Consider the following 26,269-nt stretch of genomic DNA (forward strand, 5'->3'; position numbering starts at 1 on the left):
TATGCAATATGCCAAAAATATAGTCTACATAAATTAATTATAATTTTAAGTGTAAATAAAAAAATCGCAGGCGACTGTGGTTAAGTTCCGTATTGTGCTTCGCACTCTTTTCATATGTGTAGATTTTTTTCACGCATCTGCCTTTTCGAACGCATGTGAGAAAAATTTGGCAGGCGAATATGATTTATTTTTTATTCTTTTATAATAATTAACCCTAGTAAAACATACTATTATAAAGTTATACACAGATTTAATTGAATTATAATTTCCTAAAGAATAAAAAAACTTCAGTTTTAGATGATTTCATAATACTGAAGTTTTTATATATAATATATAACCTAATCGCTAAATAAAATTAAAATTTATCAAACCAATTTAATATATATTCTGCAATGCACAATGCACATTTCACAATTCACAATTACAGATAAAATTCTTGTATTATTTTTAGACTTATAATGAAGAATTATTTTTGCAATATATATTACCTAGCATTTATCTGCATTTCTATCTTTCATTGAAGTCGAACTTCATATCTAACTATATTATCACTAATTTTTTTGAACATCTCTCTAAACGCACTATAAAAATCATCCATAGTTATATTTGTTTCAATTTCCAAGGCCTTGTATAAATTATTTGTATTAAATTTTTTTCTTGATATATTTGCTAGAAATGCACTTTCAAAATAATTTATAGCGTTTTCTTCAAGCCTTCCTTTAATAGATTTTATTAATTTTTCTTTATCTTCTTTAGAGATTTCGCCATTAACACTTACTAAAATTTTATTCTCATTAGGATGAAATCCAACTGTTTGATAACCATAATCAACCATCATTTTTAATATTCTTTTGCTATCAGTATAATCGCCACTCCTCATACTAAAATCAATTGGTTTATTATCTTTTTTTGTAGTTAAACATTTTGTAACTTTATATTCTTTATAATTATCTTTGCGATTTCTTATTATCGTATGAATCTCACTGTAAGTATAATTTTTGCACTTCCTATCGATTTTTTCATTTTCATCACCAATGATTCTCTTCCACTGATCGACTAGATATCCATTATATCTTTCGTAAAGCATTCCCATAAGAGCTTGCACTATCATTCTCTCTTGATTCAAAGAAATACTAATTAGTCCGTCCTTATTTGATGATTTTATCTTTATAGGATTGCCTAATCTTTCACTTTCTTTTCTAATTAGTCTTAATAATTGCACAAAGTCATTGTGTGTGTCCAATTTATCTAATGTTCTTTTGTTTATATCTTTAAATTGTTCTGTTACAATAACTTTATCTTCTTTGATCCCTAATTTTTTAGCTGTAGCATATTTCAATGTATCTATTAAATCTTCTCTGGAATTGGAATCTAATAAGTCGTTTTCAAATAAATGATTTTTATATGATTCAAACTCGTTTAAGACATAAAATATTCTCTTCTTTAATGTAGTATCATTTATATTTTCTTTCAATTCCAAAAGATGTTCTAAATTATTACTACATTTAGATATAACCATAAATAATTCTTTATAATCCTCGCCAACACGATTTTCTATTGTTTTTGCTATATTTTCACCTTTAGGGCAATCAATAAATATTATTCCTAAGTATCTCGCTTTGCTAGCAGGAAGCTTAATATATGCTCTTTCAACCATAAGATCACAAGAAGTATTTATTCCGTAAATGACATTACACAAATTTCGGAAATCTCTATTTAAAAACTTATTAATATAATCTTGAGCTTCATTTGCATATTCATGCCCCTCTTCATTACATTCATAGTATTTTGAAATCATTTTCAACCATTTGCTGTAATGTTTATGAAACTCATCTTTGAAATCTCCAAAATAACTCTTCCATATATGCTCATCTTTCTCTTCAAAATTATCAAAGTCATCAGAAGAATTTATTTTCCTTAATTCAATAAGCAATTCATTAAAATTAATATCTTTAAATACATTTTGTATACTATTAACTTCATAAAATTTAATTAAGGAAACATTATTAATTTGATTGTTTAAAGAATTATAAAAAGCTTTCTTAAAACCTTCTTCTCTAAAATTATCGTTTTCTACACAATTATCTTTATCAAGAATTAGATACGCCTCATATAGTGATTTTATAATCTCATCTTTAAGTTTTTCAACCATGCTAAGTTCATTTTTCAAGCATAAATAAACATTAATAAAATTGCTTTTTGTAGATGAGCACAGCATTTCTGTTGGAAAACTAATATAGTTGTCACTTTTTAAAAAATCTGTTTCTTCAAAAATTCCATCTTTAATAACTACTTTTTGCAATTGAGATTTCCCTAAATTCTCAAGATCTATCACGTTTACCCTTGTCTTAGTTTCATTTTCAAATTTGTTTATGATATTCCCCATAATTTCCTCCCTTTATTAAAATATAATGGAGCTTGAGTATTTAACATATAAGTTAATATATAATATTATTTTTTGTAAATATTTATTCCAATAAAACAAGGCAAAATGCACAATTATTTAATTCATGAATTAGGTAAAATAAAAAGGAGAGCTTTTGCATATATAATGCATGCTCTCCATTTCAATTTAATTTTTAAATCTCACTAAGTTTTTTGTCAACAAGTTCTTTAGCGACTTTTGGGTTCGCTTTACCTTTTGACAATTTCATTACTTGACCCATTAAGAATCCAGCACTTTGTGTCTTTCCTGCTTTAAAGTCTTCTACTGATTGAGGGTTATTTGCAATTACTTCATCAACTATTTTTTCAAGTTCATCAGACGAACTGATTTGCATAAGCCCCTTTTCTTCAATCATCTTCATTGGATCTTTGTTTTCATCAAAGATTTCATCAAGAACTTCTCTTCCTACATTATTGCTAATTTTACCTTCTTCAACTACCTTAAGAAGCTTTGCAAAGTTTTCAGCTTCAAGAGGCATATCTTCAGATTCCATTTTTCTATCATTTAATATTCTTAAAATATCACCTAATATCCAGTTAGAAGCAATTTTAGGCTTAGCACCTAATTCTACAACTTTTTCAAAGAAAGTAGCAAGTCCTTTATCACCTATTAAAATATCAACTTCTTTTTCTGTAAGTTCATATGAAGTTAAAAATCTTTCTTTCTTTTCATCTGGCATTTCAGGTAAAGATTTAGTTATTGTTTCAATTTGTTCATCATAGATTATGATTGGTGGTAAATCTGGTTCTACAACATATCTATAGTCATCTGCTTCTTCTTTAGATCTCATAGAGATTGTTTTACCTTTTGCAGCATCCCATCTTCTAGTTTCTTGAACTACCTTATGACCTTCTCCATAAGTATAAAGTTCTCTTTGTCTTCTTTCTTCTTTTTCTAAAGCTTTTTGAAGTTCTCTAAATGAGTTAATATTTTTAAGCTCTACCTTAGTTCCATATTCTTTTTGCCCTACTGGTCTTAATGAAATATTAGCATCGCATCTTAATGACCCTTGTTCCATACGACAATCAGAAATTTCACCATATTCTAAAATTGATTTAAGCTTTTTCATAAACGCTACAGCTTCACTAACACTTCTCATATCTGGTTCTGTAACTATTTCTGCTAGAGGAACACCAACTCTGTTATAGTCTACTAAAGAAATTGGTTCTCCTTCTACGTGAACTAGCTTTCCAGCATCTTCTTCTATGTGAATTCTATTTAATCTAACTTTTACTTGCTTTCCTTCATGTTCAAATTCTACAAGCCCACCTGAACAGATTGGTAAATCAAATTGTGAAGTTTGATAATTTTTAGGAAGATCGGGATAAAAATAATTTTTTCTATCCATTTTGTTATATTTATTTATTGTACATCCTAGTGCAGTTCCTGCTTTTATTGCTAAATTTACAACTTCTTCATTAAGCACTGGAAGCGTTCCAGGAACCCCTGTGCATATTGGACATGTATTAGCATTAGGTTCTGCTCCAAATTTAGTTGAACAAGAGCAGAAAATTTTTGTCTTCGATTTTAATTCTGCATGTATTTCAAGTCCTATTACTGTTTCAAAATTCATCGTAATTCCCCTCCTATAATTCAATAGCTAAAGCTTGCTCTAAGCTATATGCAGCTTTGAATATTTTTTCTTCGCATAACATATCACCCATCAATTGAATTCCAATTGGTAAGCCTTCTTTGCTCTTTCCTGCTGGAATTGATATTGCTGGATTTCCAGCTAAATTAACATTAATAGTGTAAATGTCAGCTAAGTACATTGATAATGGATCAGCCTTTTTTTCACCAATTTTAAAAGGTAATACAGGTGAAACTGGTCCTACTATTAAGTCATATTTTTCAAAAGTCTTTTTAAGATCATATCTTAATTTTCTTCTAAAAGCATCTGCTTTCTTATAATAAGCATCATAATATCCAGAAGCAAGTGCATATGTTCCAAGCATTATTCTTCTCTTAACTTCTGCTCCAAAACCTTCAGTTCTACTGTTTTCAACTAATTCATCTAGATTTGTGTAATTTGGAGTCTTATAACCATATCTTATTCCATCATATCTATCTAAATTAGTACTTGCTTCAGCAGATGACATTATATAATAAGCTGCTAATCCATCCTTAATTATAGGAAGAGAAAATGTTTCAACTTCTGCTCCTAATTCTTTTAATTTATCTAAACTATTTTTTACTGATTCCTTAATTTCTTCATCTAATCCTTCACCAAAGAATTCTTCAGGGACACCGATTTTCATACCCTTAATTCCATCTTGAAGACCAGCAGTATAATCTATTTCTTTTAAATCTCTTATGCTTGTAGAATCATATTCATCAGTTCCAGAAATTATATTTAAAATATAAGCACTGTCTTCTACTGAATTAGAAAATGGTCCAATTTGATCTAGGGATGAACCAAAAGCAATAAGTCCAAATCTAGAAACTAATCCATAAGTAGGTTTTAATCCTACAACACCGCAAAATGCTGCTGGCTGTCTTATAGATCCACCTGTATCAGATCCTAACGACACTGGTGCGAATTTTGCTGCAACTGCTGCTGCTGATCCACCTGATGATCCTCCTGGAACTCTAGTTATATCCCTTGGATTTAAAGTCTTTTTAAATGCTGAGTTCTCATTTGAAGATCCCATTGCAAATTCATCCATGTTTGTTTTACCAATAATTATTGCATCTTCAGCTAATAATTTTTTTATTACAGTTGCATCATATGGAGGAATAAAATCTTCAAGCATTTTTGATGCACAAGTAGTGTTTACTCCTTCTGTACAAATGTTATCCTTTATAGCTATTGGAATACCTGCAAGTCTTCCTAGAGATTCACCAGCTTTTACTTTAGCATCTATTTCTTTAGCTTTAGCCAATGCTTCTTCACAAGTAAGAGTTAAAAATGCATTTATAGTCCCTTCGTTTTTTGTAATTTCTTCAATATATGATTGAACTAGTGCTTCACTAGTTAATTCTCCACTTTTAATTTTTTCTACCATTTCTTTAATATTCATTTGCATTATCTAGTCACCACCCTATTCAATAATCTTTGGTACTTTAATATAAGTCTCTTGCATGTCTTTAACATTTCTAAATAAATCCTTACATTCGAATTGCTTAACTTCATCTTTTCTTACTACTGGCTTTAATTCTGCCTTATTATCTATATCTTCTTTAATATCTAAATCTAATTCATTTAAATATTGAAAATGCTCTAAAATATTTTCAAATTCTTTTGCAAATTTAGCAGCTTCTTCATCAGAAAATCTTAATTTAGAAAGCTTTGCTATATATTTTACTTCATCAATACTAACTTTCATTAATTTCACCTCATCAAATTTTTTGTCATTATAATGCTGTTTAAAACACTATGTTAAAATTCATTAACTTTACATAAACTAATTAGCTTTATTCAATAGAAGCTTTTTAGGTTTCTATTGAATAACTTTTTTAAATGAAACTCGACTCACTACGTTCGCTGAGTAGGTTCGACTTAACAAATATAAAATTTGAAGTCTTACTTAAGGAAACTCGACTCGCATTCGCTCACTGAGTAAGTTCGAATATCCAAATGTAAAATTTGGATTCTCACTTACGGTGTTAATCTCTTCATGTCTCTTGGGAATAATGATGCTTCTCTTATATTTCCAAGGTTTAATATTTGCATTGTAATTCTTTCTAGACCAATTGCAAACCCTCCGTGAGGTGGCATTCCATATTTAAATGTATCTAAATAGAAAGCAAAGTCTTCAAGCTTTAATCCTAGTCTTTCCATTTTAGCTTTTAACATTTCATAATCATGTATCCTTTGACCACCAGTTGTAATTTCAACGCCCTTGAAGATTAAGTCGAAACTCTTTGTCATTTCTCTATTTTCTTCACATTCCATTGCATACATTGGTCTCTTAGCTGTTGGATATTCTGTTAGGAATACATAGTCACTATTATATTTTTCTTTAACATATTTATGGAATAGTGCTTCACCCTCATTATCAATATTTCCAACTGGAGATTTTTTATTAAATTCTGTTAATAAAATTTCTTGAGCTTTAGCAAGTGGGATTCTTGGAATATTAATTTCTTCTGGAAGAACCACATCAAATAATTTCAATTCTTCAGCACATTTTTCATTTAAGTGTTTATATAAATATCTTATAAAGCTTTCTTCCATTTCCATAAGATCAGTTTCATCTTTTATAAAGCCCATTTCAACGTCTAAACTAACATACTCATTTAAATGTCTCCAAGTATTGTGAAGTTCTGCTCTATATGCATAACCAACTTCAAATACTCTTTCAAAACCTGCTCCAACCATCATTTGCTTCCAGAATTGAGGACTTTGTGCAAGGAAAGCTCTTCTGTTAAAGTAATTAACAGTAAACATTTCAGATCCACCTTCTGTTCCAGAATGAGTTATCTTTGGAGTATGGATTTCTTCAAAATCATTACCCTTGAAGAACATTCTAAATGCTTCTTCAATTTCATTTTGGACCTTGAAAATTGCTTTTTTCTTAGGAATTCTAAGACTTATTGTTCTATAATCCAATTGAGTTTCAAGAGCAGCCTTTTCTTTAAAGCTTTGAATTTCAAATGGTAATTTGTCATAATATACAGTTCCTGCTATTTTAATATCTGATACTTCAATTTCCATTCCCTTTGGAGCCTTTTCATTTTCGCGAACTATTCCAGTTACTTCTACTGCATTTTCAAGTCTTAAACCTTTAATTTGTTCCTTAGTACATACTAATTGAATTATCCCAGATTTATCTCTAAGTAAGATAAATGAAACATGTGAAAGATCACGAATTTTATGAACCCAACCTTTAAGTAATACTGTTTCTTCCCCGTTAACTGCTAAATCTTTAATAAATATTCTTTTCATGATTATTGCTCCTTTTCCCATATATTGATTATTTTTACATAAGATTTTTATAGCTATTTTGTAAAAATAAATATTTTTATTTTAATTAAAATTTATAACAAAAAAATCGTAGGCGACTGTGGTTAAGTTCCGTATTGTGCTTCGCACTCTTTTCATATGTGTAGATTTTTTTCACGCATCTGCCTTTTCGAACGCATGTGAGAAAAATTTGGCAGGCGAATAAGATTTTTTTTATTCTTTTCTAAATACAAATACTATTCAATCAACCTTTTTTAAGTTATCTACAGATTTTACTGAAATATAAATTCCTAAAGAATAAAAAAATCTCGTCCCTATGCATTATGCATAGGGACGAGATTAACTCGCGGTACCACCCTAGTTAGTTTATAAAAAACTCACCTCAATGAAGTACAAAACATTATTGTTTTATACTCTCCACTTTTAACGGTATGGACCCGATTAAGCCTACTCTTTTAATCTAAAATTTCGGTTAATAGCTCCGAAGTGTTCTTCAATTCAAGACTCATACAGATATTCCACCATCATCTGCTCTCTAAAAATCATCTATTTGAATTTACTTTTCTTCATCATTGCATATATAAATTTTAATTTCTCAAAAATTAATTTCTTTATTAATTATAAGCACATTTGCTTTATGGAATTCATTATATTGCAAAATAATTTATAAATCAATACTTTTTTTAAAAATTTGTTAATGAATTTTCAAATTATACTTTTTTATGAATAATTTTCTTAAAATACATTTTAAAATAAACTAAGCTTTTCCAGTGCTTAGAGTTTATTATTTTAATTCTTTCATTAAAACAAATCTTCTTAATCCACCATATTTTAATTTATCTTCCATAACATTATACCCAAGTTTTTTAAATGTATTCAAACTATATTTATTATCAGGAAAAACTGTTGCACAAATACAATTCATTCCTGCTGTTTTGCTTATTTCTTCAAGAGATTCGCATATTATCTTTTGAAGTTTATTTCCTCTATAATCATCCAAAACCATAGTTGATTCAATCTGTCCCACCTTAAGAAGTTCTTCCCCTTGAATTTTTATATCATGTCCATAATTATGTTCGTCATATCCATATTCAATATATGCTCCTATAGCAATTAGCTCATCTTCTTCTAATGAAACGCAACCCAAAATTATACCTTTTTCATTTATAGCGGTTTCAAATTCTTTTTTATCTGAACATACAAAGAAATCTTTGTTTTCTAATCTTGTATATACATCCTCTTGCAATTTCATAATTTTATCGATATAGCTTACATCCAATAGTTTCAATCGGGCTTGTACAACACTTTTATCTTTTTTATTTAATACTATTTGTTTCATTCTACTTTAGTAAGAATACAACTATATTTCTTACTAGTCCCCCCCTTAATGATTAATATCTGATTTGTATTATACTATAATAATTTGATTATATAAAACTATATTACAATTCACAATGCACAGTTCACAATTCACAGTTCCAATTAGGGTTATTCTTGCAATATTTTTTAGACTTATATCTATGAAGAAAACATTTTGAAATTAGTTGTTACACAAATTTTATTCTTTTAATTTCAAATAAAGCCTTAAAGTGCATTTAATTACCCCTTAAGGCAAATTTTATTTAGTAATGAACTCTAATAAGCCAAAACTTAATTTTTTTATCACTCCATCCTAAATCCCATGGAACATTATTTCTATCCGTATTATGACATGTTACTAAAGAATATCCTTTAGAATCGACTCCTGTAACTGTCGATACATGGGTTATATCACCTTTCTTTTCGTATGCTATGAAATCTCCTGGAAGTAATTTATAAGAAGCCTTATATACCTTTTCATAACTTCCTCTAGCAATTACCGATGCTCTTCCGCTATTAATCATATAATGAGTGAACTTACCGGCATTTACCCAAGGACCTGTCGCACTCCCTTTGTCATAGTTCCATGTAGAATTTTCCTTGAATTTTCCTCCTTCGCGTAGTATTTGTGACGCAAAATTTGCACAATCTCCACCCTCTGGATTAAAATCTCTATATTTATTGTTATACTTAAAGCCATATTCCTCAATAGTTGCCGCTCCACAGTACCTTTCTGCATATTCCTTTGCTCCTTTTCTTTTTTCATTAATATTGGAAATATCCCTAAGAGGCTGTGATGATATATATTGTTTAATCTCATCTGCTTTAATATTTTCTAAACTTAAGGAATCAGCAAATGGATCTGTATACCACTCCTTTGTTATTATCCAATTATTATCTCTCTTGCTTAATTGAAAAGAATGATAGGTCCCCATCCTTGAGCTATTTATAGCTTCCGGCTGATCCGGATATATGTACTTATACTCTGTATTACAAATTAAACTAAAAGAGCATTTATTATCTCCAATTTTACATTTTTTGATTACCACTTTAGGAATTATATCCACAAATTGTATTCCCTGCTTTTCTGCCCAGTTATTAATATATTTGACCTTTTTCTCCTCATATTCATATGCCCATTGACCATATCTAGTATCGGTAGCATATAAAGCTTTAATTGAATCCAAATCTTTGCTAAGTATAGCTTTATTTTTTATTGCAAATATATTTTCTACAATACTTTTCACTTCATTATCAGTACTAGTATCAGCAAATACAATGCTACTTTTATCACTAGTAATCAATGATAAAAACACAATGAATACTAAGATGATTATAAATTTTGACCTGTTTTTTTTGATTTTAGAGAGTCGCATCTATAATACCCCTTTCTAAATTAAGTCATTCTGTTACAATTTATTGTTAATTATTTCAATATACTTATTAGTTTCTTCGTTTAGAGGAACACCTTGGAACCATTCCTCATTGTTATTCCAATTAGCAAAATATCTAGCTTTTAATATTATTTCTGGTCTATATTCAAAATGCAATATATCAAAATGTCCCCATTTTCCTCCCCACACGAAATTATTCTTTTCAAATGCTTCCACTAGTTCTTTAGGGTAATCAGAGAGTCTTTCCTTTCCAGCCTTTTCTGAACTCCACTTCCAATAATCTCTCTTATCACTTTTAAGATCAATTGCGATTCCATATGAATGTGGGCTTAGCCTTCCAGTTCCAGATATGACTCTATAATTAAATGTTCCGCTGGCAGGGTAAAGTATACTACCTATATCTGATCTTGATTTTGCTAAAGGCATTAATTCTTTTAAAGCTGCTTCTAAAGACGCATTAGCATTATTTTGCTTATTGAATTGATAATTAGTATATCCATACTTTAAGCTAGCTAAGTTTTTTTCAATTGCTCCCTTAGAATTTCCATATACTTCGCTTAATAACTCGTAATGTCTAGCTCTACCAGGATCAAAATTTTTATCCATGATCTCTGTATTTTTTTCTAATGGGTAGTCTTGCTCTAACATATCTTGTAAATCAGGATTTGTTAATTTTACTTCATGATTTTTTTCCTTTTTATCATCATAAATAATTTTCTTACCTGATTTCATAATTATGTAAACTTCATCATCACTTTTCTTTTCTACATCTACTATATGTTGAGGATATGATAACATAAGAATCAAAATATCCTGCTTCATCTCTGTTTGGTAATCCCTATCTTCTGATGCCTTTGAATCTATAGGAATGCTAAAAATAATAAAAAAACATATTATAAAATTACTAATTTTTCTTATCAATTATATTTCACCACCTTTTTAATCGTATAAATATATACTGTCCCAAGAATAAACATACTATGTACAATAATTTCTTATAAAAACTTAGTAAACAAATTTTAAAAATACATAAAAAAATCATATTTTTTAATTAATATCAAAAAATATGATTTTTTTATGAAAAGCTATCATTTTTTAATATATTGCTAATTCAACAACTGTTTTTAGGGATTCTATTATTAAATTTTTTATATAGAATATTTAATTTTTCATATAAATACCACTATTACAGGTTATAATTTAACATTTTTATAACCAAAAATTTGCAAGTTGTCGAATTTGTTGCTAAAATTGTTATGTTAATAAAATATCAAAGAAAGAGGTTTATTATGGAACTTAAAAAAGACAGCGATATAATGATGAAAGAAGTTTCATCAAACGGATCAAGCAAAATGAAACACCCACCAGGTCTGTATATGTTATTTTTTACAGAAATGTGGGAAAGATTTAGTTACTATGGTATGAGAGCATTGCTTGTAATGTATTTAACTACAGAATTTATAAGAGGTGGACTTGGTGTAGATAAGGTATCTGCAATGACTATATATGCAAATTTCACATCTCTTGTATATCTTACACCACTAGCAGGCGGATATATCTCAGATAGATACTTAGGACAAAGAAAAGCTATCACCATTGGAGGAATAATAATAGCTCTTGGACAGTTAACATTATTCTCAAACCAAAGTATGACTACATTGTACATAGGTTTATTTTTACTTATAATCGGGAATGGTTTCTTTAAACCAAATATTTCAACAATGGTTGGTCATTTATATGCTGATGGCGATAAAAGAAAAGATTCAGCTTTCACTATTTTCTACATGGGAATAAACGCCGGATCATTTTTAGCACCTCTTATATGTGGTACATTAGCAGAAAAAACAATGGCTACTACACAAGCAGGTGAAATTATACACTACGGATTTAGATATGGTTTCTTAGTTGCAGGACTTGGAATGATTTTAGGACAAGTAATCTTTAATGGATTAGCGAACAAATTCCTTGGAGATATTGGTAAAGCACCTGTAGGTGTAGCTAAATCTAATTCCAATGATAATAAAGCAAAAGCTAAACCATTAACTACAAAAGAAAAACATAGAACTGCAGTTATTTTAATATTAACAGCTTTTGCTATAATATTCTGGACAGGCTTTGAACAAGCTGGAAGTTCACTTACTATATACACACAAGATTTTATAGATAGGTCAGTTGGTGGATGGGAAGTGCCAGTATCTTGGTTCCAATCACTAAATCCATTGTTTATATTAATACTTGGAATACCTATATCAAAGCTATGGTACAAATTAGCTTGCAGCAAGAGTGGTGATTTAAGTATTCCTCAAAAGATGGCAACAGGTTCAATACTATTAGGACTTGGTTTCTTACTTATGGTTGGTGCTGTTATGCAAAGAGGCGGAAATATAGAAGACACTGCTATTAAAGCTAACATGATATGGCTTGTAGGAACTTATTTCTTCCATACTGTTGGTGAACTTTGCTTATCACCAGTTGGGCTTTCAATGGTAAGTCAATTGGCGCCAGCTAAACTTGCATCTTTCCTAATGGGTGTATGGCTTCTAAGCAGCTTTGTTGCTAATCAAATAGCAGGAAGACTTGCTGGTTATACAGAAACTTTAGGACACTTACAAATATTCGCTGGAATAGCTGCTGTTTCAATTATAATGGGAATATTATTCTTATTATTTAATAAAAAATTAGCAGCAATGATGGAATAGTATATTATGAATAGAAGCTTGTCTTTATATGCAAAGACAAGCTTCTATATTTTGTTTAAAAAATTATACTTTATCATAAAAATCTAATAATTCATTTAAATACGGTTTTTGAGTTTCATCTTTTTCTAGATATATTTCATGTCTAGAGTTTTCTATCTTTTCTATTTCGCAATTCTTTGCGCTACTTGCGAATTTATTTTGTCCTTCTGCTTTTACATAAGTATCATTATCAGCTTGAAATAATAATATTGGAATTTCTACTTTCGATGCATTTTCTGTTTTTATAATTTCCTTTGTTGTATCAAAGGCTTCTTTTGTCCAATTATAGCTAGCACCACCTCTTTGAAGTTCTTTGTTATTAGCTACTATCTCATGACTATATTTATAACGATTCAAAGAACTTGTCCCAATCTCATTTTCCTTATACTCTGGTGTATATGCTTTCTTACCTAAAACGTAATTTCCACCATTACCAATAGCAACTTCAAATTCTACTATAAAATCAGCTAGAAATCTTGGTATATTTCCGGTGTTAACTTCAAGCATGGGAGCACTTAATACCGCAGCATCAAAATAATCTGGGTAATCCTCTATGAATTTTGTTCCAATAGTTCCCCCCATTGAATGAGCAAACAATAATACCTTTTTACCTTGATTATTGGGCATAACAACTTCATCCATAAATTTTTTAAAATCAGTTACATATTGATCGAATTTTTCTACATTCACTTGGGTTTTATCAGCTATTCCAAGTGTGCCGGATCTGCCATGACCTCTATGTTCAATTCCGAAAACATTATATCCTTCTTTTAAAAAATAATATATTAATTCATGATACTTCTCTAAACTCTCAGTATATCCATGAGATATTACTATATTAGCCTTTGCATTTTCTATATTGTATTTTTCATAGTACAATTTAACGTCCTTATCTCCATCTATATATCCAGATTCCAGTTTACTTTTTATATAAGGTTCGACTTTACTTTTCATATCTTCATTGTAATTAGATTCAGATATATATATTTCATCTAATTTACTATTTATTTCAGCAGCATTAACTTTAATATTAAAATTATTTATATTTACAAATAGCTGTACTATAAGTGAAATTAGCATTAAACCAATTTTAAATCTTTGAGTATTTCTATGCTTCCCCAATTGTTTTACATCCCTTCTTATACATTAATTCATTTTATAAAAGAAAAAGCTGTATCAACAGCTAATTATCCTATAATTATTCTAATATAGAAATTACCCACTTATTACATGCTGTACACTTATGTACTGTTATAACAAATAAATCAAATCTCTTATTTAGATCCATAACTCCTAAAGCGTCTCTCTCCTCTTTAGTAATAAACTCATCATTTTCATCAATATATCCAATTATCTCAACTAGATAATTTTTCTTTGTCTTATCACAACACCCATTAGAACCTGCAATTTCTATAATCTCATAACTTAAATTTTCACTTAATTCATCAATAATACCAATTATGTCTTCATAATCTTTTATATCATCAACAAAATCCTCTTCATAAAACTCTAAATCTTTAATTTGAAATAATTTATTCATACATATCGCTCCTATTTTTATTTATATATGTTGCAATTCACAATGCACATTTCACAACTCACAATTACGGCTAAAATTCTTGCAATAGTTTTAAAATCATGATGAAGAATTATTTTTGCAATATATATATTTTTTTTAATATAAAACAGTAATTTCATACTAAAACATTATAATATGTTAACTTTCTTTTAGCAAACCAATTCGATTCAAATAACTTATAACCGATATACAAATTTAAAATTATATTACGTGTGTTAACTTGCCGAAATCATAAATATTTTGATTCCGAAAATCTATGAAAATATCGCTGAAGGTTCTAAGCAGCAGGTTGTATCCACTTTAGCATGCTCCCACTTTCAGTGTGACAAGCAAAAATGGAACAACCTACAGCTAAGAACCTTTAACAGCTCATTTTCAAATATTTTCTCCACAAATATATTTATGATTTCTAGTTAAAGACATGAACTTAAACTTTGGGCAAATTTATAAATATATTCATGAAATAAGTGAAGTATAATTGCATAAAAATATAGTAGACTCATCATTTTTTCAATAAGATGAATCTACTATATTTAATGTTGCTCTTCTTTATAGATATCCAATTTGAGAATTATACTTATAGTTTGAAAAATCTGCTATATCAGAAAGGACAGGTACTCTTTTGTGCAGTGTTACATTAGAGAATATGTTGCAGGCATTTCTTCATCATAAGTTGTTCCATTTTGCTTGTCACAAGCTTGTCTCGGGAGCATGCTGAAATGGTGCAACTTATGATGTTAGAAAGCCTCAACTTATTCTCAGTAACCGAAACAACAGAGTACCTGTCCTTTCGGCAGATTATCGCATAAGTCTAAATTTAATTTTGTTCTTCTTTAAGTTTTTTTAATTTATTTTGAACTAACCATAACTTCTTTTGCTTTCTATTAAATGCAACCATTCTGTTTTTATTATTTTTGTTTTCATCAATTAACTTTATATATTCTGCATCTGCAATTTTTAATGCATCTTCAATTACTAAAAGTTCCTCCTTGGTAAACATAATGCCTCCTTTATTAACTAACAACCTATTATTTTTTTGATTTTGCCGTCTAACATAAGTATATTAAAAATCACTTAACTAGTAAAGCTGCATTAGTTTATTGTCAACAGATTAAATCTACTCATTACTTATTAAATTTAATTACAACCTTAAATAAATCTCCATCTATCTCTATATTAAAAGTTCCACCTTGGACTTCCACAAAACTCTTTGCAATTGCAAGACCAAGACCAGATCCTTCTGTATTCCTTGATTTATCTCCTCTTTGGAATCTATCTACAATATCAAATGGATCAAAATTCAACTCTTCTGCAGACATATTTTTTATTGTAATCTCTACATTTTTCTCATGATCTATTATGTCTACATATACTCTTGATCCCTTCATAGCATATTTGACTACATTTATTATTAGATTTTCAAAAATTCTAAAGGTTTTTTGGCTATCAAGATTTAATATCACCTTACTTGCAGGGTAACTATTTTTTAATATTAACTTTGAATCCTTTATTTTATCATCTAATTCAATTTGCGTCTGTCTCATTAATTCTACAATATCTACATTCACTAAGTTTAGCTTAATATCTCCACTAGTAGCCTTACTTACTTCAAACAAGTCTTCAATCAGAAATTTTAATCTTTGTGATTTTTTATCAATTGTATCAATATACGATTTTCTTTCTTCTTCAGTTAAATTATCTTTTTTTAATAAATCAGTATAAGTTATTATTGAAGTAAGAGGTGTTTTTAAATCATGCGAAACATTTGAAATAAGTTCAGTTTTCATTCTCTGACTTTTAACTTCTTCACTTACCGCTTTTTTCAAACCATCTTTTATTTTTTCAATTCTATCTTTTAGTGGATTGAATAATCCTAAATCATCCTCTATTTCTACTTCTAAATTACCGCCAGCAATTCTATCTGCTTCATTTAAAAGTATACTAAACTTATTCCTTATATCTCCATACTGTTTTCTAATTGAATGAAATAATATCATATTATAAATTAATGCTATTACTATTCCAAAAAACCAGAAAATACAGCAGATTAACATTATTATCAAATTTACGCCAATAACTTTTATAATGAACTTATTGGATTTATCATTTAAATCTATATGCTCTATATAATTAAATACATTACTGAATAGCTTTTTAATCTGCCTAGAAATCTTAATTATTAATAAGTTTTCTTTTAAGTATTTAATTACTCCAAAATTTATTATGCTTTTTAATAACATGACACCTGCAAATATAATATAAATAGCTGCCATCCACATAATTATATTTACTGAAATTACTGTATAACTTTCAAGGTTTTTATCCATTCTTGAGCCAATTAAATTTATAGCGAATCTATTTCTTAAAGTTTCTGTTACCGTAAGTCCTAATACAGTTCCAATGACAATTCCACCTGCTCCAAAAATAAAGCAATTAATCTCAAAAGGAATTTTCGAGAAATATTTAACTCCAAATACTTCCTTACCATTTTTATAAGGAATTAGTAAACTAAGTATTAATATAATACTTACTATTCCTAAGAGGATAGCTACCACAGATGCAATATTCATTTTATTTTGTGATTCATCTATCCTTCTGCTTAAGACATCTGTATATTTAAGGTCTTTAGGAATTCCATAAATGAAAGTTACATTCTTAATAGAATTAAATTTAACATTATCTTCAGTAATAAGAGGATAGCCCCAAATTTCTCTTATATTTAGGCCTGAAAATGCATTTTTTACGATATTTGCATCAGCACCGTAAATATTACTTATTGACATTAACCCAGTGTTATCATATTTTACGGTCATGTACCACGAATATTTATCATTTAAATTATTAACTTCACTATCGGATATTAATTCCTTTAAATCATTATTTGTATTTGTAATATTTATATCATCACTATACACTAAATAATCAAGATTTTTATAGTTATTATTCAAATTATTCTTCCACTCACTCAGTTCATAGTTAAAATTTCGAATAATATTATCCTCAGTATCATTATGTGTATCATAGGATGATATATAAATTTTATCACCTGATAATTCTTCATGGTTTGTCTGTCCTACAAGATCTTTATATAAAGCATAATCATTTTTATAAATAGTTCTTAAGAAATCATCTTCTTCAAATGGAGATTTAGGCTCTGCTTTTGCCCATCCCCTCATGTTAGGATAAATATTAAATATTCCTACTGACATTATTAAAAATATAATAAATGTTACTAAATTTGTAACATATGATTTTTTACTGTTTTTCAATTTTGTATCCAACTCCCCATACCACCTTTAAATATTTTGGATTCTTTGTATCAATCTCTATTTTTTCTCTTATATTCCTAACGTGAACCATTACTGTATCAGTATTTATGGCTTCCTCATTCCACACTTTTTCATATATTTCTTCTGCTGAAAAAACTCTTCCTGGATTTTTCATTAACAATTGTAATATTTTAAATTCTATTGGTGTAACTTTTATTAATTCTCCATCAAGAATCACTTCTTTTGTATCATTGTTTAACTCTAGACCACCAATTGAAAATACATTACTTTTTTGTTCAGCTCCACTTACAACACTTAAATATTTTGAATATCTTCTAAGCTGCGAATTGACTCTAGCTATGAGCTCCATTGGATTAAACGGCTTAGTTACATAGTCATCCGCTCCAATATTAAGGCCTAGAATTTTATCCATCTCCTCTGATTTTGCAGTAAGCATTATTACAGGAAAATCATAATTCTCACGGAGTTTCATCACCATTGTTATTCCATCCATCTTTGGCATCATTATGTCAACTATTGCTAAATGCAAAGTTTGATTTTCTATTATCTCCAATCCTTCTATTCCATTGCTTGCTCTATAAACATTGTAGCCTTGGTTTTTCAAGTATATCTCTATTCCATCACATATTTCTTTTTCATCTTCAACTATTAAAACATTATAAAAATTCATTATTGTTTAACACCCTCACTTACTATAATTTACAAATAATATTTGATTCATATATATATTGTAATGCACAATTCACATTTCACAATTCATAATTACAGCTAAAATTCTTGCAATATTTTTAGAATTGTCATGAAGAATTATTTTTGCAATATATATTTAATTAATCTCATAACCTAAATTAAAATTCCTATTCTTATTTAATTTGGAATAAAATTCACATAAAATTTATTATATATCATATGTGAAGCATTTCCAAACTTACAAATATACTTTCCTACTAAATTTATTTTATTAAATTTGATTGTAAATTATAGAATTAAAGATTCTACCATAAGCACCTCCTATTCTTAGATTATATATGCTGCAATAATGTACTTGCATTTAACTCCTAGTAATCCAAACGTTAAATTAAAACAAAATGTATAGATAACCAAATTAAGAGTTCAACTTATTAGATGAATGTATTTACAAAGTTACTAAAACTTTAAGTTCATATATTCACTAGAAATCATAAATATATTTGTGCAGAAAACATTTGAAAATGAGCTGTTAAAGGTTCTTAGCTGTAGGTTGTTCCATTTTAGCTTGTCAAGCTGAAAGTTGGAGCATGCTAAAGTGGATACAACCTGCTGCTTAGAACCTTCAGCAATATTTTCATAGCTTTTCGGAATCAAAATATTTATGATTTCGGTAAGTTACTACATAAATTTAGTTTTAGAGTTGGATATCTATAATCTCAATTACAACATATTTATTTTTTATATACTGATTAGCTACAACTAAAATATACAATTGAAAAATAAAGATAATTTACAATTAAATCGAAAGAATTTCTAAAGAAATTTGGAAATCCTATGAAAAATAACTTTTCAACTAAAAATCCCAAGCAATTAATTATATAGCACATATAATTAATTGCTTGGGATTATATGATATTCACTTATTTTTACGAGAATTTTTTTAATAATTGTTTATATTCAGTCGTTATATTTAGATATTTTGCCATTAAATCACTAGCCTGCTTTTTTGCCTCATCAATTATAAAATCATAATTATCTATAAGCAAATTAGTGATATGTAAATCAATTTTATTATCCTTAGCCATATTATTTAGAATTTTTATTATCCTATCTTTACTAAATTCCTCTTTATAACTCCTTACTCCTAACAAGGCACTAGTAATATCCCCTATTGCTACTATTCTCATTTCTTTAGTTAATTGGTCTCCTTTTAGTCCAAACGGATAACCCGCACCATCTAACTTCTCATGGTGAAATGTTCCTATATCTCTTATATCATCTATATTTAAATCACTTAAAATCTCATATCCTATAATAGCATGGCTTTTCATAATTTCAAACTCTTCGTCTGTAAGTTTACCAGGCTTTTCTAAAATTTCTACTGGAATAGCAATCTTTCCTATATCATGAAGTGCAGCTGCTATTTTAATTTTTGATAAAGTTTTCTCATCTAACCCACACAACTTTGCAATTTGAAAACTTACAGCTTCTACTAATATAGTGTGTTTAACTGTTGCTTCACTTCTAAAATCAATTGAATAAGCTAACATTTTACTATACGATACAACTTCATCTCTTGTAAGTATTCTAGTACCAAAAAAATCATACAACTCATCAACATAAGTTTTATCTATTAACTTTTCGATAAAATTAAATTTTCTATCTGCTTCCATCAATAATTCTATATATCCATTTGAATATTCTTCTGCATGATTCCTAATAAAATCTTTCGTTAATTCTTTTTTTGATAAATATACCCTATCAATATAATCGGCAAAACTTAATATCATTCCTTCTTTAGATAGAATATCCATGTGCTTGTCCTTAAAATACTTACACGTAAAATGATGGCTTAGAACTATATTATATAAATTAGGTAACGGAGAAAAATATTTTATAAATAATGAACCATAGATAGCATGATCAAACGGAGTTTTTACATCAATATCAACAAGCTTATCTCTTTCCGCAACCTTATATGCACCAATATCGTGAAAAATTGATATGACACAAATTTTAAGCATATCTTCATTACTATAATTTCCTTTTGCTTTTAATAAATTTAACATTATATATGCAACTTTTTCTCCATGATTCAAAAGTCTTTTGTCCACAGAATTAATAGCTCTATGAATGATATGAATCATTTGCTTTAATGTAACTTCCAAGTTTTCCTTCATATGTTTCCTCCAATTCATTCAGTAACAGTAAAATTATCACCTATGACATGTGTAATAATCTGTTCATATTATAGCATTATTATTTACCAATAAAAAGGCTTACTTAATACATGTTTCCTGAATTAGAAAGAATTAATATATTATTGTGCTTTTTATAAAAAGAGATTATCTTATTGGTTTATACACCTTTATAAGATAACCTCTTTTTAATATATATATTGCAATTCGCAATTACGGCTAAAACTTTTGTAATCCTTTGAGAATTATAACGAAGAATTATTTTTACACTATATATAATTGTTCAAAGCGTTGAAAACACTACAAATTGTTAACTTTTTATATTTTTTCTTTAAAAATATTTTCACTTTCAAATTTTTAAGTTCTTTCCTTCTTAAGAATTTAAGTTCTTAGATTCTTAAATTCCTTTATTCCTAAATTCTTATATTCTTTACTTTTTAACTTTATAGATAGACAATTTAAGAGCTCAACTTACAGTTAGAATATACTGCTATACTAGAAATTAAATACATTTTTATGAAATAGGCATTTGAAAATCTCGCTGCCAAAAGCACTTAATTGAAGCTTGTTCCTCATCAGCTTGTCACGTTATAAACGGGAGCAAGCTAATGTGGATACAAGCTCCTATTTAGTGCTTTCAGCGAAATTTTTCATAGCTCTGTGGAATAAAAATGTATTTGATTTCGTTGAGTCATCGAATAAATCTAAGTTTTAACGTTAGATATCTATATACCTTCCTGTTTTCTAAATTTTTTTAGTCCTTTTTTAGATCCTCTTTCAATGTCTCTATTAAGTTTTCTTTCTTTATAGCTTGAAAATAGCTGACTCATATCATAATCTTTAGGATATAATTCTTCAGCACTAATTTCAAGTTTAAGCCTTCTGTAATTTACTTCTATAAATTCATTATTAAATAAAACAGTTATATTATTTAATCTATCAATTTCTTTATAGACAATTCCACTTGCATCTTTATCAAGCAGTAATACTTTATCTCCAACTCTATAAATATACTCATGAGTTTCGGATTTTTCTATTTCTCTTTTAGGAATTTTACTTTCTTTTACTAAATTATAATTATAATCTTTTGTTTGAATATATTTTCTACTTCTTTCAATTATATTATCACTAATACCCATTTTTCTTGATATATATAGGGCATTACTGTCTCCGCTTTTTCCTATATGAAGTTTATATAATGGCTCCAAAGTATCTCTTTTAAATTCCATAGCTGCATTTTCGAAGTCTGGATGATTTTGCGAAAAGTTTTTAATTTCCCCATAATGAGTACTTGCTACTGTAATGCACCCCTTATGATAAAATTCTTCTAAAATTGCAATAGCAAGTGCGGCTCCTTCATTTGGTTCTGTGCCACTTCCAATTTCATCAAAAAGTAATAATGAATTTCTACTGCTTTCTTTTAAAATCTCTGCTAAATTTTTTACATGAGATGAAAATGTACTTAAAGCATTTTCTATACTCTGATTATCACCAATATCAACAAAAATATCATCAAATACTGCAATTTCAGTATTTTCATGTGCACTTATATGAAATCCACTTAATGCTGCTAAAGTAAGTAATCCAACACTTTTTAATACAACTGTCTTTCCGCCTGCATTTGGACCAGTTATTATTAAGCTTCTATATTTATTTCCTATTTCAAAATCCAGTGGAACGCATTCTTTAATTAATGGATATTTTCCCTTTATTATTTTTATATAACCGTAGTCATTAAGCTTGGGCTCGATTCCGTTTATTTCCTTGCTATATTTTGCTTTTGCAAGTATCATGTCATATTCTGAAATAACTTCTATATTTATTTTTATTTCTTGATGCTTTTGAAAAATCATTTCACTTAAGGTAGATAATATTTTGTATTCTTCAATGCTCTCTTCAGCCTTTAAAGTTATTAATTCAGTTGTATATTTTGACACTGAAGCTGGCTCCATAAACACTGTAGTACCTTTTGAAGAAGCTTCAACTATAGTCCCTTGTACATGATTTTTATAAGCAGCTTTTATAGGAACTGTATATCTTCCATTCCTTATACTAACAAAAAATTCTTGCATATACTCTTTATTGCTTGGATTCTTAATAAATCTTTCTATCTTTTCTTTTATTTTTTCCTCACAAAGCTCAATGCTCCTACGAATTTTTTTAAGCTCCTTTGTAGCATTAGAATCAACAATGGTTCCTCTAATAGCTATATTTATTTCATCTTCAATATATTTTAAGTCTGTAATATTTTCTCCATATGCACTTAATGTTTCTGCATATCCTTCTTTATCTTTAATGAATGCTTTTACTTTTCTGCATCCTCTAAGAAAATCTCCTACCGTAATCACTTCTGAAGGTTCCAAAACCCCACCTTTTTCTATTTTTTCAATTAATGGAGATATATCAAATACTCCTTCAAGGGGCATATGATAAGATGCATCGATTAGTCTTCTCCCTTCAGAAGTTTCTTTAATCATTCTTCTTACTTGTTTTATATTATTACTTGGAACTAATTTATCAATCAACTTTTTTCCCAAGTTACTTACACAAAATGATTTTACAATGTCTTTTAATTCTTTATAATTTAATTTTTCTAATGTGGCATTATTCATTTTTTCATTTCCTTTTCTTATATATTCAAGCCACGAATAAGGTTATAGATTTCAAAATAGAGTTACTTAACAAACCAATATTTAATGCAATGTATACATTCATCAAATATTTATCTATGTTGCAATAATAAAATTACACTTAGTATGTTTTCAGGATAAGTAAATTCTTGCATACAAAATGTGTAAAAACAATTGCAATACATATATAGTTTAAGTTTTTAAATAAACAAAAAAGCTGTGGATACCTCCACAGCTAAAAAATTCAACATCAAATAAAGATAGAAATATACCTATCTTTTGAAAGCAAATTCGTGGCTCGTATCTTTTAATAGTTATAATTAATTCAACAACAAATAAAAGTATAAAATACTTCTTTTTTGAATTAATATTAAATTACTATAATTAAGATACTAAACACTCACAAAAATACTTCCTTCCAATGAAATCTATATACTATATGATATGACATGGATTAAATAATGTCAATTTTAATTTTTTATTATTAAAACATTTAATATTAACTATGAGTAATTTCATATTTTAATTTGCAAACTCTCTATAATTCCTTGCGAAACAGTTGAACTGCATCTTGTAAGTTTGAAATTACTTCATAGTATATTCTCTTTACTGTTGAGCATTATAGTGATTATCTTTTAACATTACATCATGAGAACTTCCTTCTACGATACTTGTTGCAGACACTAATGTTATTTTTGCATTCTTTTGAAGTTCTGGAATAGTAAGAGCGCCACAGTTACACATTGTAGAACGAACTTTGTTAAGTGTTATACTTACATTATCTTTTAAACTTCCAGCGTATGGAACATATGAATCAACACCTTCCTCAAAAGATAATTTCTTATCTCCACCAAGGTCGTATCTTTGCCAATTTCTTGCCCTATTAGAGCCTTCGCCCCAATACTCTTTCATGTAGTTTCCGTTTATATTTACTTTATTAGTTGGACTTTCATCAAATCTGGAGAAATATCTTCCTAACATAATAAAATCTGCACCCATAGCCAATGCTAATGTAATATGGTAATCATGGACAATACCGCCATCAGAGCATACAGGAATATAAACTCCTGTCTTTTCAAAATATTCGTCTCTAGCCTTAACTACATCGATAAGAGAAGTTGCCTGCCCTCTGCCTATACCCTTTTGCTCACGAGTTATGCAGATAGATCCACCGCCTATTCCAACTTTAACAAAGTCTGCTCCTGCTTCCGCTAAAAACATGAACCCGTCTCTATCAACAACATTTCCAGCTCCGACTTTTATGTTTTCTCCAAAATTCTTATGTATATAATCAATTGTTATTCTTTGCCATTCTGAAAATCCCTCAGATGAATCTATACATAATACATCTGCTCCAGCCTCTATTAATGCTGGTACTCTTTCAGCATAATCTCTAGTATTAATACCTGCTCCTACTATGTATCTTTTTTGTGAATCAATAAGTTCATTTGAATTTTCCTTATTGGCTGAGTAGTCTTTACGGAACACCATGTATTTTAACTTTTGATCTTTATCAACTAATGGCAGCATATTTAATTTATTATCCCAAATAATGTTGTTTGCTTCTTTCAAGCTTATATTAGCATCAGCATATATAAGTTCACTAAAAGGTGTCATAAATTCTGAAACCTTAGTACTTAAATCCATTCTAGTTATTCTATAGTCTCTACTTGTTACAATCCCAAGAAGTTTTCCATTTGGAGTCCCATCTTCAGTAACTGCCATAGTGGAATGTCCTGTTCTCTCTTTTATTTCTACCACTTCTTCCAAAGTAGTATCAGGTTTGATATTAGAATCGCTAGTAACAAATCCTGATTTATAGTTCTTAACTCTTGCAACCATAGCAGCTTCATTTTCAATTGACTGAGATCCATATACGAATGAAACTCCGCCTTCTTTTGCTAAAGCTACTGCCATTTTATCATCTGATACGGACTGCATTATCGCCGAAACTAAAGGTATATTAATGCTTAATGATGATTCTTCGCCTTTTTTAAACTTAACAAGAGGTGTTTTCAAACTTACATTTTGTGGTATGCAGTCTACAGAAGAGTAACCTGGTACTAATAAATATTCTCCAAAAGTATGGGATGGTTCATTAAAATAATATGCCATTTTATCTTACTCCTTTTACATTTTAGATATTTTGTATATAATAATATATTTATCCTGTTATTGTCAATGTAAAACAAGATCTATTTACTTATTTTAAAATACTACCAAAATTTACTTTAAATTTATATATAAATGTACGCTAAATAATGCCTATTAATATATAGATATCCGACTTTAAAACTATATTTATGCGGTAACTTGCCGAAATCATAAATATTTTGTTCCGAAAAGCTATGAAAATATCGCTGAAAATTCTAAGCTGCAGATTTCACCACTTTAGCATGCTCCCGCTTTCAGTGTGACAAGCTAAAGTGGAACAATCTACAACTAAGAATCTTAACAGCTCATTTTCAAATGTTTTCTCCACAAATATATTTATGATTTCTAGATAAGATAACCCTTTATATATAGTAAATATGTTCACATAATAAGTATAATTAATAATTTGGACATCTATAGTTAAATAACATATTAACTAATACATATGTATTTTATCTAAATACTTTTATAGAGTAGTTTAGAATTCCTGATCCTCCGCCTAAATCTATCACAATATACCAGTGACCAGAACTTGGAACTGTAATATTATATGGTGAGCTATCAACTGGACCACCATAGTATTTAAAACTATTATTATTTCTATACCTAATAAAATTATTACCATCTAATAAATAAATATTTACCTTTCTGTCAATAGTAATCCCTAGTATATCTCCTTTTCTAAAATTACCTTCCTCATAAGAATATTTCATAATATTTTTAAAACTCCTTTCTTAAATTACATAAAACACTTTCGAATATACAATAGATTCCACATATAAATATAAAGCTATAATAGCACAATTTATACTATTATAGCCTTACAACTATTGATTTATATGCAAATTTTATAAATTAATGACTCTATATATTTCACAACAAGCT

The 26,269-nt window shown here is 28.4% G+C and carries 18 protein-coding genes and 1 other annotated feature; of the genes, 1 reads left to right on the plus strand and 17 read right to left on the minus strand.

The window, feature by feature from the left end:
• Window positions 1-514 precede the first annotated feature (514 nt).
• The 8 genes from L1S46_RS18430 to L1S46_RS18465 form a co-directional block, all read right to left on the minus strand.
• Window positions 515-2,386 carry a hypothetical protein gene (locus tag L1S46_RS18430; RefSeq protein WP_238900670.1) on the minus strand — a complete coding sequence of 624 codons (1,872 nt, stop codon included), beginning with the start codon at window positions 2,384-2,386 and terminating at the stop codon, window positions 515-517.
• 193 nt (window positions 2,387-2,579) lie between these two features.
• A complete protein-coding gene (gene gatB, locus L1S46_RS18435) occupies window positions 2,580-4,019 on the minus strand; it encodes an Asp-tRNA(Asn)/Glu-tRNA(Gln) amidotransferase subunit GatB (protein ID WP_017212623.1) in 1,440 nt (479 codons plus the stop codon).
• A gap of 13 nt (window positions 4,020-4,032) precedes the next feature.
• Complete coding sequence (gene gatA / locus L1S46_RS18440; protein ID WP_238900671.1) at window positions 4,033-5,472, minus strand: Asp-tRNA(Asn)/Glu-tRNA(Gln) amidotransferase subunit GatA; 1,440 nt, start codon at window positions 5,470-5,472, stop codon at window positions 4,033-4,035.
• A gap of 15 nt (window positions 5,473-5,487) precedes the next feature.
• The gene (gene gatC, locus L1S46_RS18445; protein ID WP_012058353.1) at window positions 5,488-5,772 is read right to left on the minus strand and encodes an Asp-tRNA(Asn)/Glu-tRNA(Gln) amidotransferase subunit GatC; all 285 of its coding nucleotides are present in this window, start codon (window positions 5,770-5,772) and stop codon (window positions 5,488-5,490) included.
• Window positions 5,773-6,044: 272 nt separating this feature from the next.
• Entirely contained in the window at window positions 6,045-7,334 is a 1,290-nt protein-coding gene (aspS, locus tag L1S46_RS18450) for an aspartate--tRNA(Asn) ligase (protein ID WP_041897607.1), read from the minus strand.
• Between the two features lie 344 nt (window positions 7,335-7,678).
• Window positions 7,679-7,934, minus strand: a binding site (T-box leader).
• Window positions 7,935-8,136: 202 nt separating this feature from the next.
• Entirely contained in the window at window positions 8,137-8,691 is a 555-nt protein-coding gene (locus tag L1S46_RS18455) for a GNAT family N-acetyltransferase (protein ID WP_238900672.1), read from the minus strand.
• A gap of 283 nt (window positions 8,692-8,974) precedes the next feature.
• A complete protein-coding gene (locus L1S46_RS18460) occupies window positions 8,975-10,087 on the minus strand; it encodes an amidase domain-containing protein (protein ID WP_238900673.1) in 1,113 nt (370 codons plus the stop codon).
• A 33-nt stretch (window positions 10,088-10,120) separates the two neighbouring features.
• Entirely contained in the window at window positions 10,121-11,023 is a 903-nt protein-coding gene (locus L1S46_RS18465) for a M15 family metallopeptidase (RefSeq protein WP_238900694.1), read from the minus strand.
• A 371-nt stretch (window positions 11,024-11,394) separates the two neighbouring features.
• On the opposite strand from L1S46_RS18465, the gene L1S46_RS18470 reads away from it, so the two are divergent.
• Window positions 11,395-12,804: a peptide MFS transporter gene (locus L1S46_RS18470; RefSeq protein WP_061114829.1), complete on the plus strand. Its 1,410-nt coding sequence runs from the start codon at window positions 11,395-11,397 to the stop codon at window positions 12,802-12,804.
• A gap of 63 nt (window positions 12,805-12,867) precedes the next feature.
• Here L1S46_RS18470 and L1S46_RS18475 read toward each other — a convergent pair whose 3' ends face one another.
• From L1S46_RS18475 to L1S46_RS18515, 9 genes are all read right to left on the minus strand, one after another.
• On the minus strand, window positions 12,868-13,923 hold the full coding sequence (locus L1S46_RS18475; RefSeq protein ID WP_343217277.1) for an alpha/beta hydrolase: 1,056 nt from the start codon (window positions 13,921-13,923) through the stop codon (window positions 12,868-12,870).
• 118 nt (window positions 13,924-14,041) lie between these two features.
• Window positions 14,042-14,383, minus strand: a complete 342-nt coding sequence (locus tag L1S46_RS18480; protein WP_039771948.1) for a hypothetical protein — start codon at window positions 14,381-14,383, stop codon at window positions 14,042-14,044.
• Window positions 14,384-15,239: 856 nt separating this feature from the next.
• Window positions 15,240-15,422 (minus strand): hypothetical protein, encoded by a 183-nt coding sequence (locus tag L1S46_RS18485; RefSeq protein ID WP_023977037.1) that lies wholly within the window; start codon window positions 15,420-15,422, stop codon window positions 15,240-15,242.
• 124 nt (window positions 15,423-15,546) lie between these two features.
• Complete coding sequence (locus tag L1S46_RS18490) at window positions 15,547-17,703, minus strand: sensor histidine kinase (protein WP_238900675.1); 2,157 nt, start codon at window positions 17,701-17,703, stop codon at window positions 15,547-15,549.
• Window positions 17,678-18,382 (minus strand): response regulator transcription factor, encoded by a 705-nt coding sequence (locus tag L1S46_RS18495; protein ID WP_017212614.1) that lies wholly within the window; start codon window positions 18,380-18,382, stop codon window positions 17,678-17,680. Before L1S46_RS18495 ends, L1S46_RS18490 begins: the two co-directional genes overlap by 26 nt.
• A 946-nt stretch (window positions 18,383-19,328) precedes the next feature.
• Window positions 19,329-20,582 carry an HD domain-containing phosphohydrolase gene (locus L1S46_RS18500; RefSeq protein WP_023976190.1) on the minus strand — a complete coding sequence of 418 codons (1,254 nt, stop codon included), beginning with the start codon at window positions 20,580-20,582 and terminating at the stop codon, window positions 19,329-19,331.
• A gap of 743 nt (window positions 20,583-21,325) precedes the next feature.
• The gene (locus tag L1S46_RS18505; RefSeq protein ID WP_023976191.1) at window positions 21,326-23,212 is read right to left on the minus strand and encodes an endonuclease MutS2; all 1,887 of its coding nucleotides are present in this window, start codon (window positions 23,210-23,212) and stop codon (window positions 21,326-21,328) included.
• Between the two features lie 624 nt (window positions 23,213-23,836).
• Window positions 23,837-25,345 (minus strand): IMP dehydrogenase, encoded by a 1,509-nt coding sequence (locus L1S46_RS18510; protein ID WP_023976192.1) that lies wholly within the window; start codon window positions 25,343-25,345, stop codon window positions 23,837-23,839.
• A 491-nt stretch (window positions 25,346-25,836) separates the two neighbouring features.
• Entirely contained in the window at window positions 25,837-26,097 is a 261-nt protein-coding gene (locus L1S46_RS18515) for a DUF1883 domain-containing protein (RefSeq protein ID WP_012058339.1), read from the minus strand.
• Between the last annotated feature and the right edge of the window lie 172 nt (window positions 26,098-26,269).

The organism is Clostridium sp. YIM B02500, assembly GCF_022324665.1.
Lineage (GTDB): Bacteria > Bacillota > Clostridia > Clostridiales > Clostridiaceae > Clostridium > Clostridium beijerinckii.

Excerpts from the sequence above, each read along its gene's own strand:
- L1S46_RS18515 (WP_012058339.1), bottom strand. The coding sequence starts at position 26,097 with ATGAAATATTCTTATGAGGAAGGTAATTTTAGAAAAGGAGATATACTA.
- gatB (WP_017212623.1), bottom strand. The coding sequence starts at position 4,019 with ATGAATTTTGAAACAGTAATAGGACTTGAAATACATGCAGAATTAAAA.
- L1S46_RS18510 (WP_023976192.1), bottom strand. The coding sequence starts at position 25,345 with ATGGCATATTATTTTAATGAACCATCCCATACTTTTGGAGAATATTTA.
- L1S46_RS18485 (WP_023977037.1), bottom strand. The coding sequence starts at position 15,422 with ATGTTTACCAAGGAGGAACTTTTAGTAATTGAAGATGCATTAAAAATT.
- L1S46_RS18475 (WP_343217277.1), bottom strand. The coding sequence starts at position 13,923 with ATGCTAATTTCACTTATAGTACAGCTATTTGTAAATATAAATAATTTT.
- L1S46_RS18455 (WP_238900672.1), bottom strand. The coding sequence starts at position 8,691 with ATGAAACAAATAGTATTAAATAAAAAAGATAAAAGTGTTGTACAAGCC.
- gatA (WP_238900671.1), bottom strand. The coding sequence starts at position 5,472 with ATGCAAATGAATATTAAAGAAATGGTAGAAAAAATTAAAAGTGGAGAA.
- L1S46_RS18470 (WP_061114829.1), top strand. The coding sequence starts at position 11,395 with ATGGAACTTAAAAAAGACAGCGATATAATGATGAAAGAAGTTTCATCA.
- L1S46_RS18430 (WP_238900670.1), bottom strand. The coding sequence starts at position 2,386 with ATGGGGAATATCATAAACAAATTTGAAAATGAAACTAAGACAAGGGTA.
- L1S46_RS18460 (WP_238900673.1), bottom strand. The coding sequence starts at position 10,087 with ATGCGACTCTCTAAAATCAAAAAAAACAGGTCAAAATTTATAATCATC.
- L1S46_RS18495 (WP_017212614.1), bottom strand. The coding sequence starts at position 18,382 with ATGAATTTTTATAATGTTTTAATAGTTGAAGATGAAAAAGAAATATGT.
- L1S46_RS18505 (WP_023976191.1), bottom strand. The coding sequence starts at position 23,212 with ATGAATAATGCCACATTAGAAAAATTAAATTATAAAGAATTAAAAGAC.
- aspS (WP_041897607.1), bottom strand. The coding sequence starts at position 7,334 with ATGAAAAGAATATTTATTAAAGATTTAGCAGTTAACGGGGAAGAAACA.
- L1S46_RS18480 (WP_039771948.1), bottom strand. The coding sequence starts at position 14,383 with ATGAATAAATTATTTCAAATTAAAGATTTAGAGTTTTATGAAGAGGAT.
- gatC (WP_012058353.1), bottom strand. The coding sequence starts at position 5,772 with ATGAAAGTTAGTATTGATGAAGTAAAATATATAGCAAAGCTTTCTAAA.
- L1S46_RS18500 (WP_023976190.1), bottom strand. The coding sequence starts at position 20,582 with ATGAAGGAAAACTTGGAAGTTACATTAAAGCAAATGATTCATATCATT.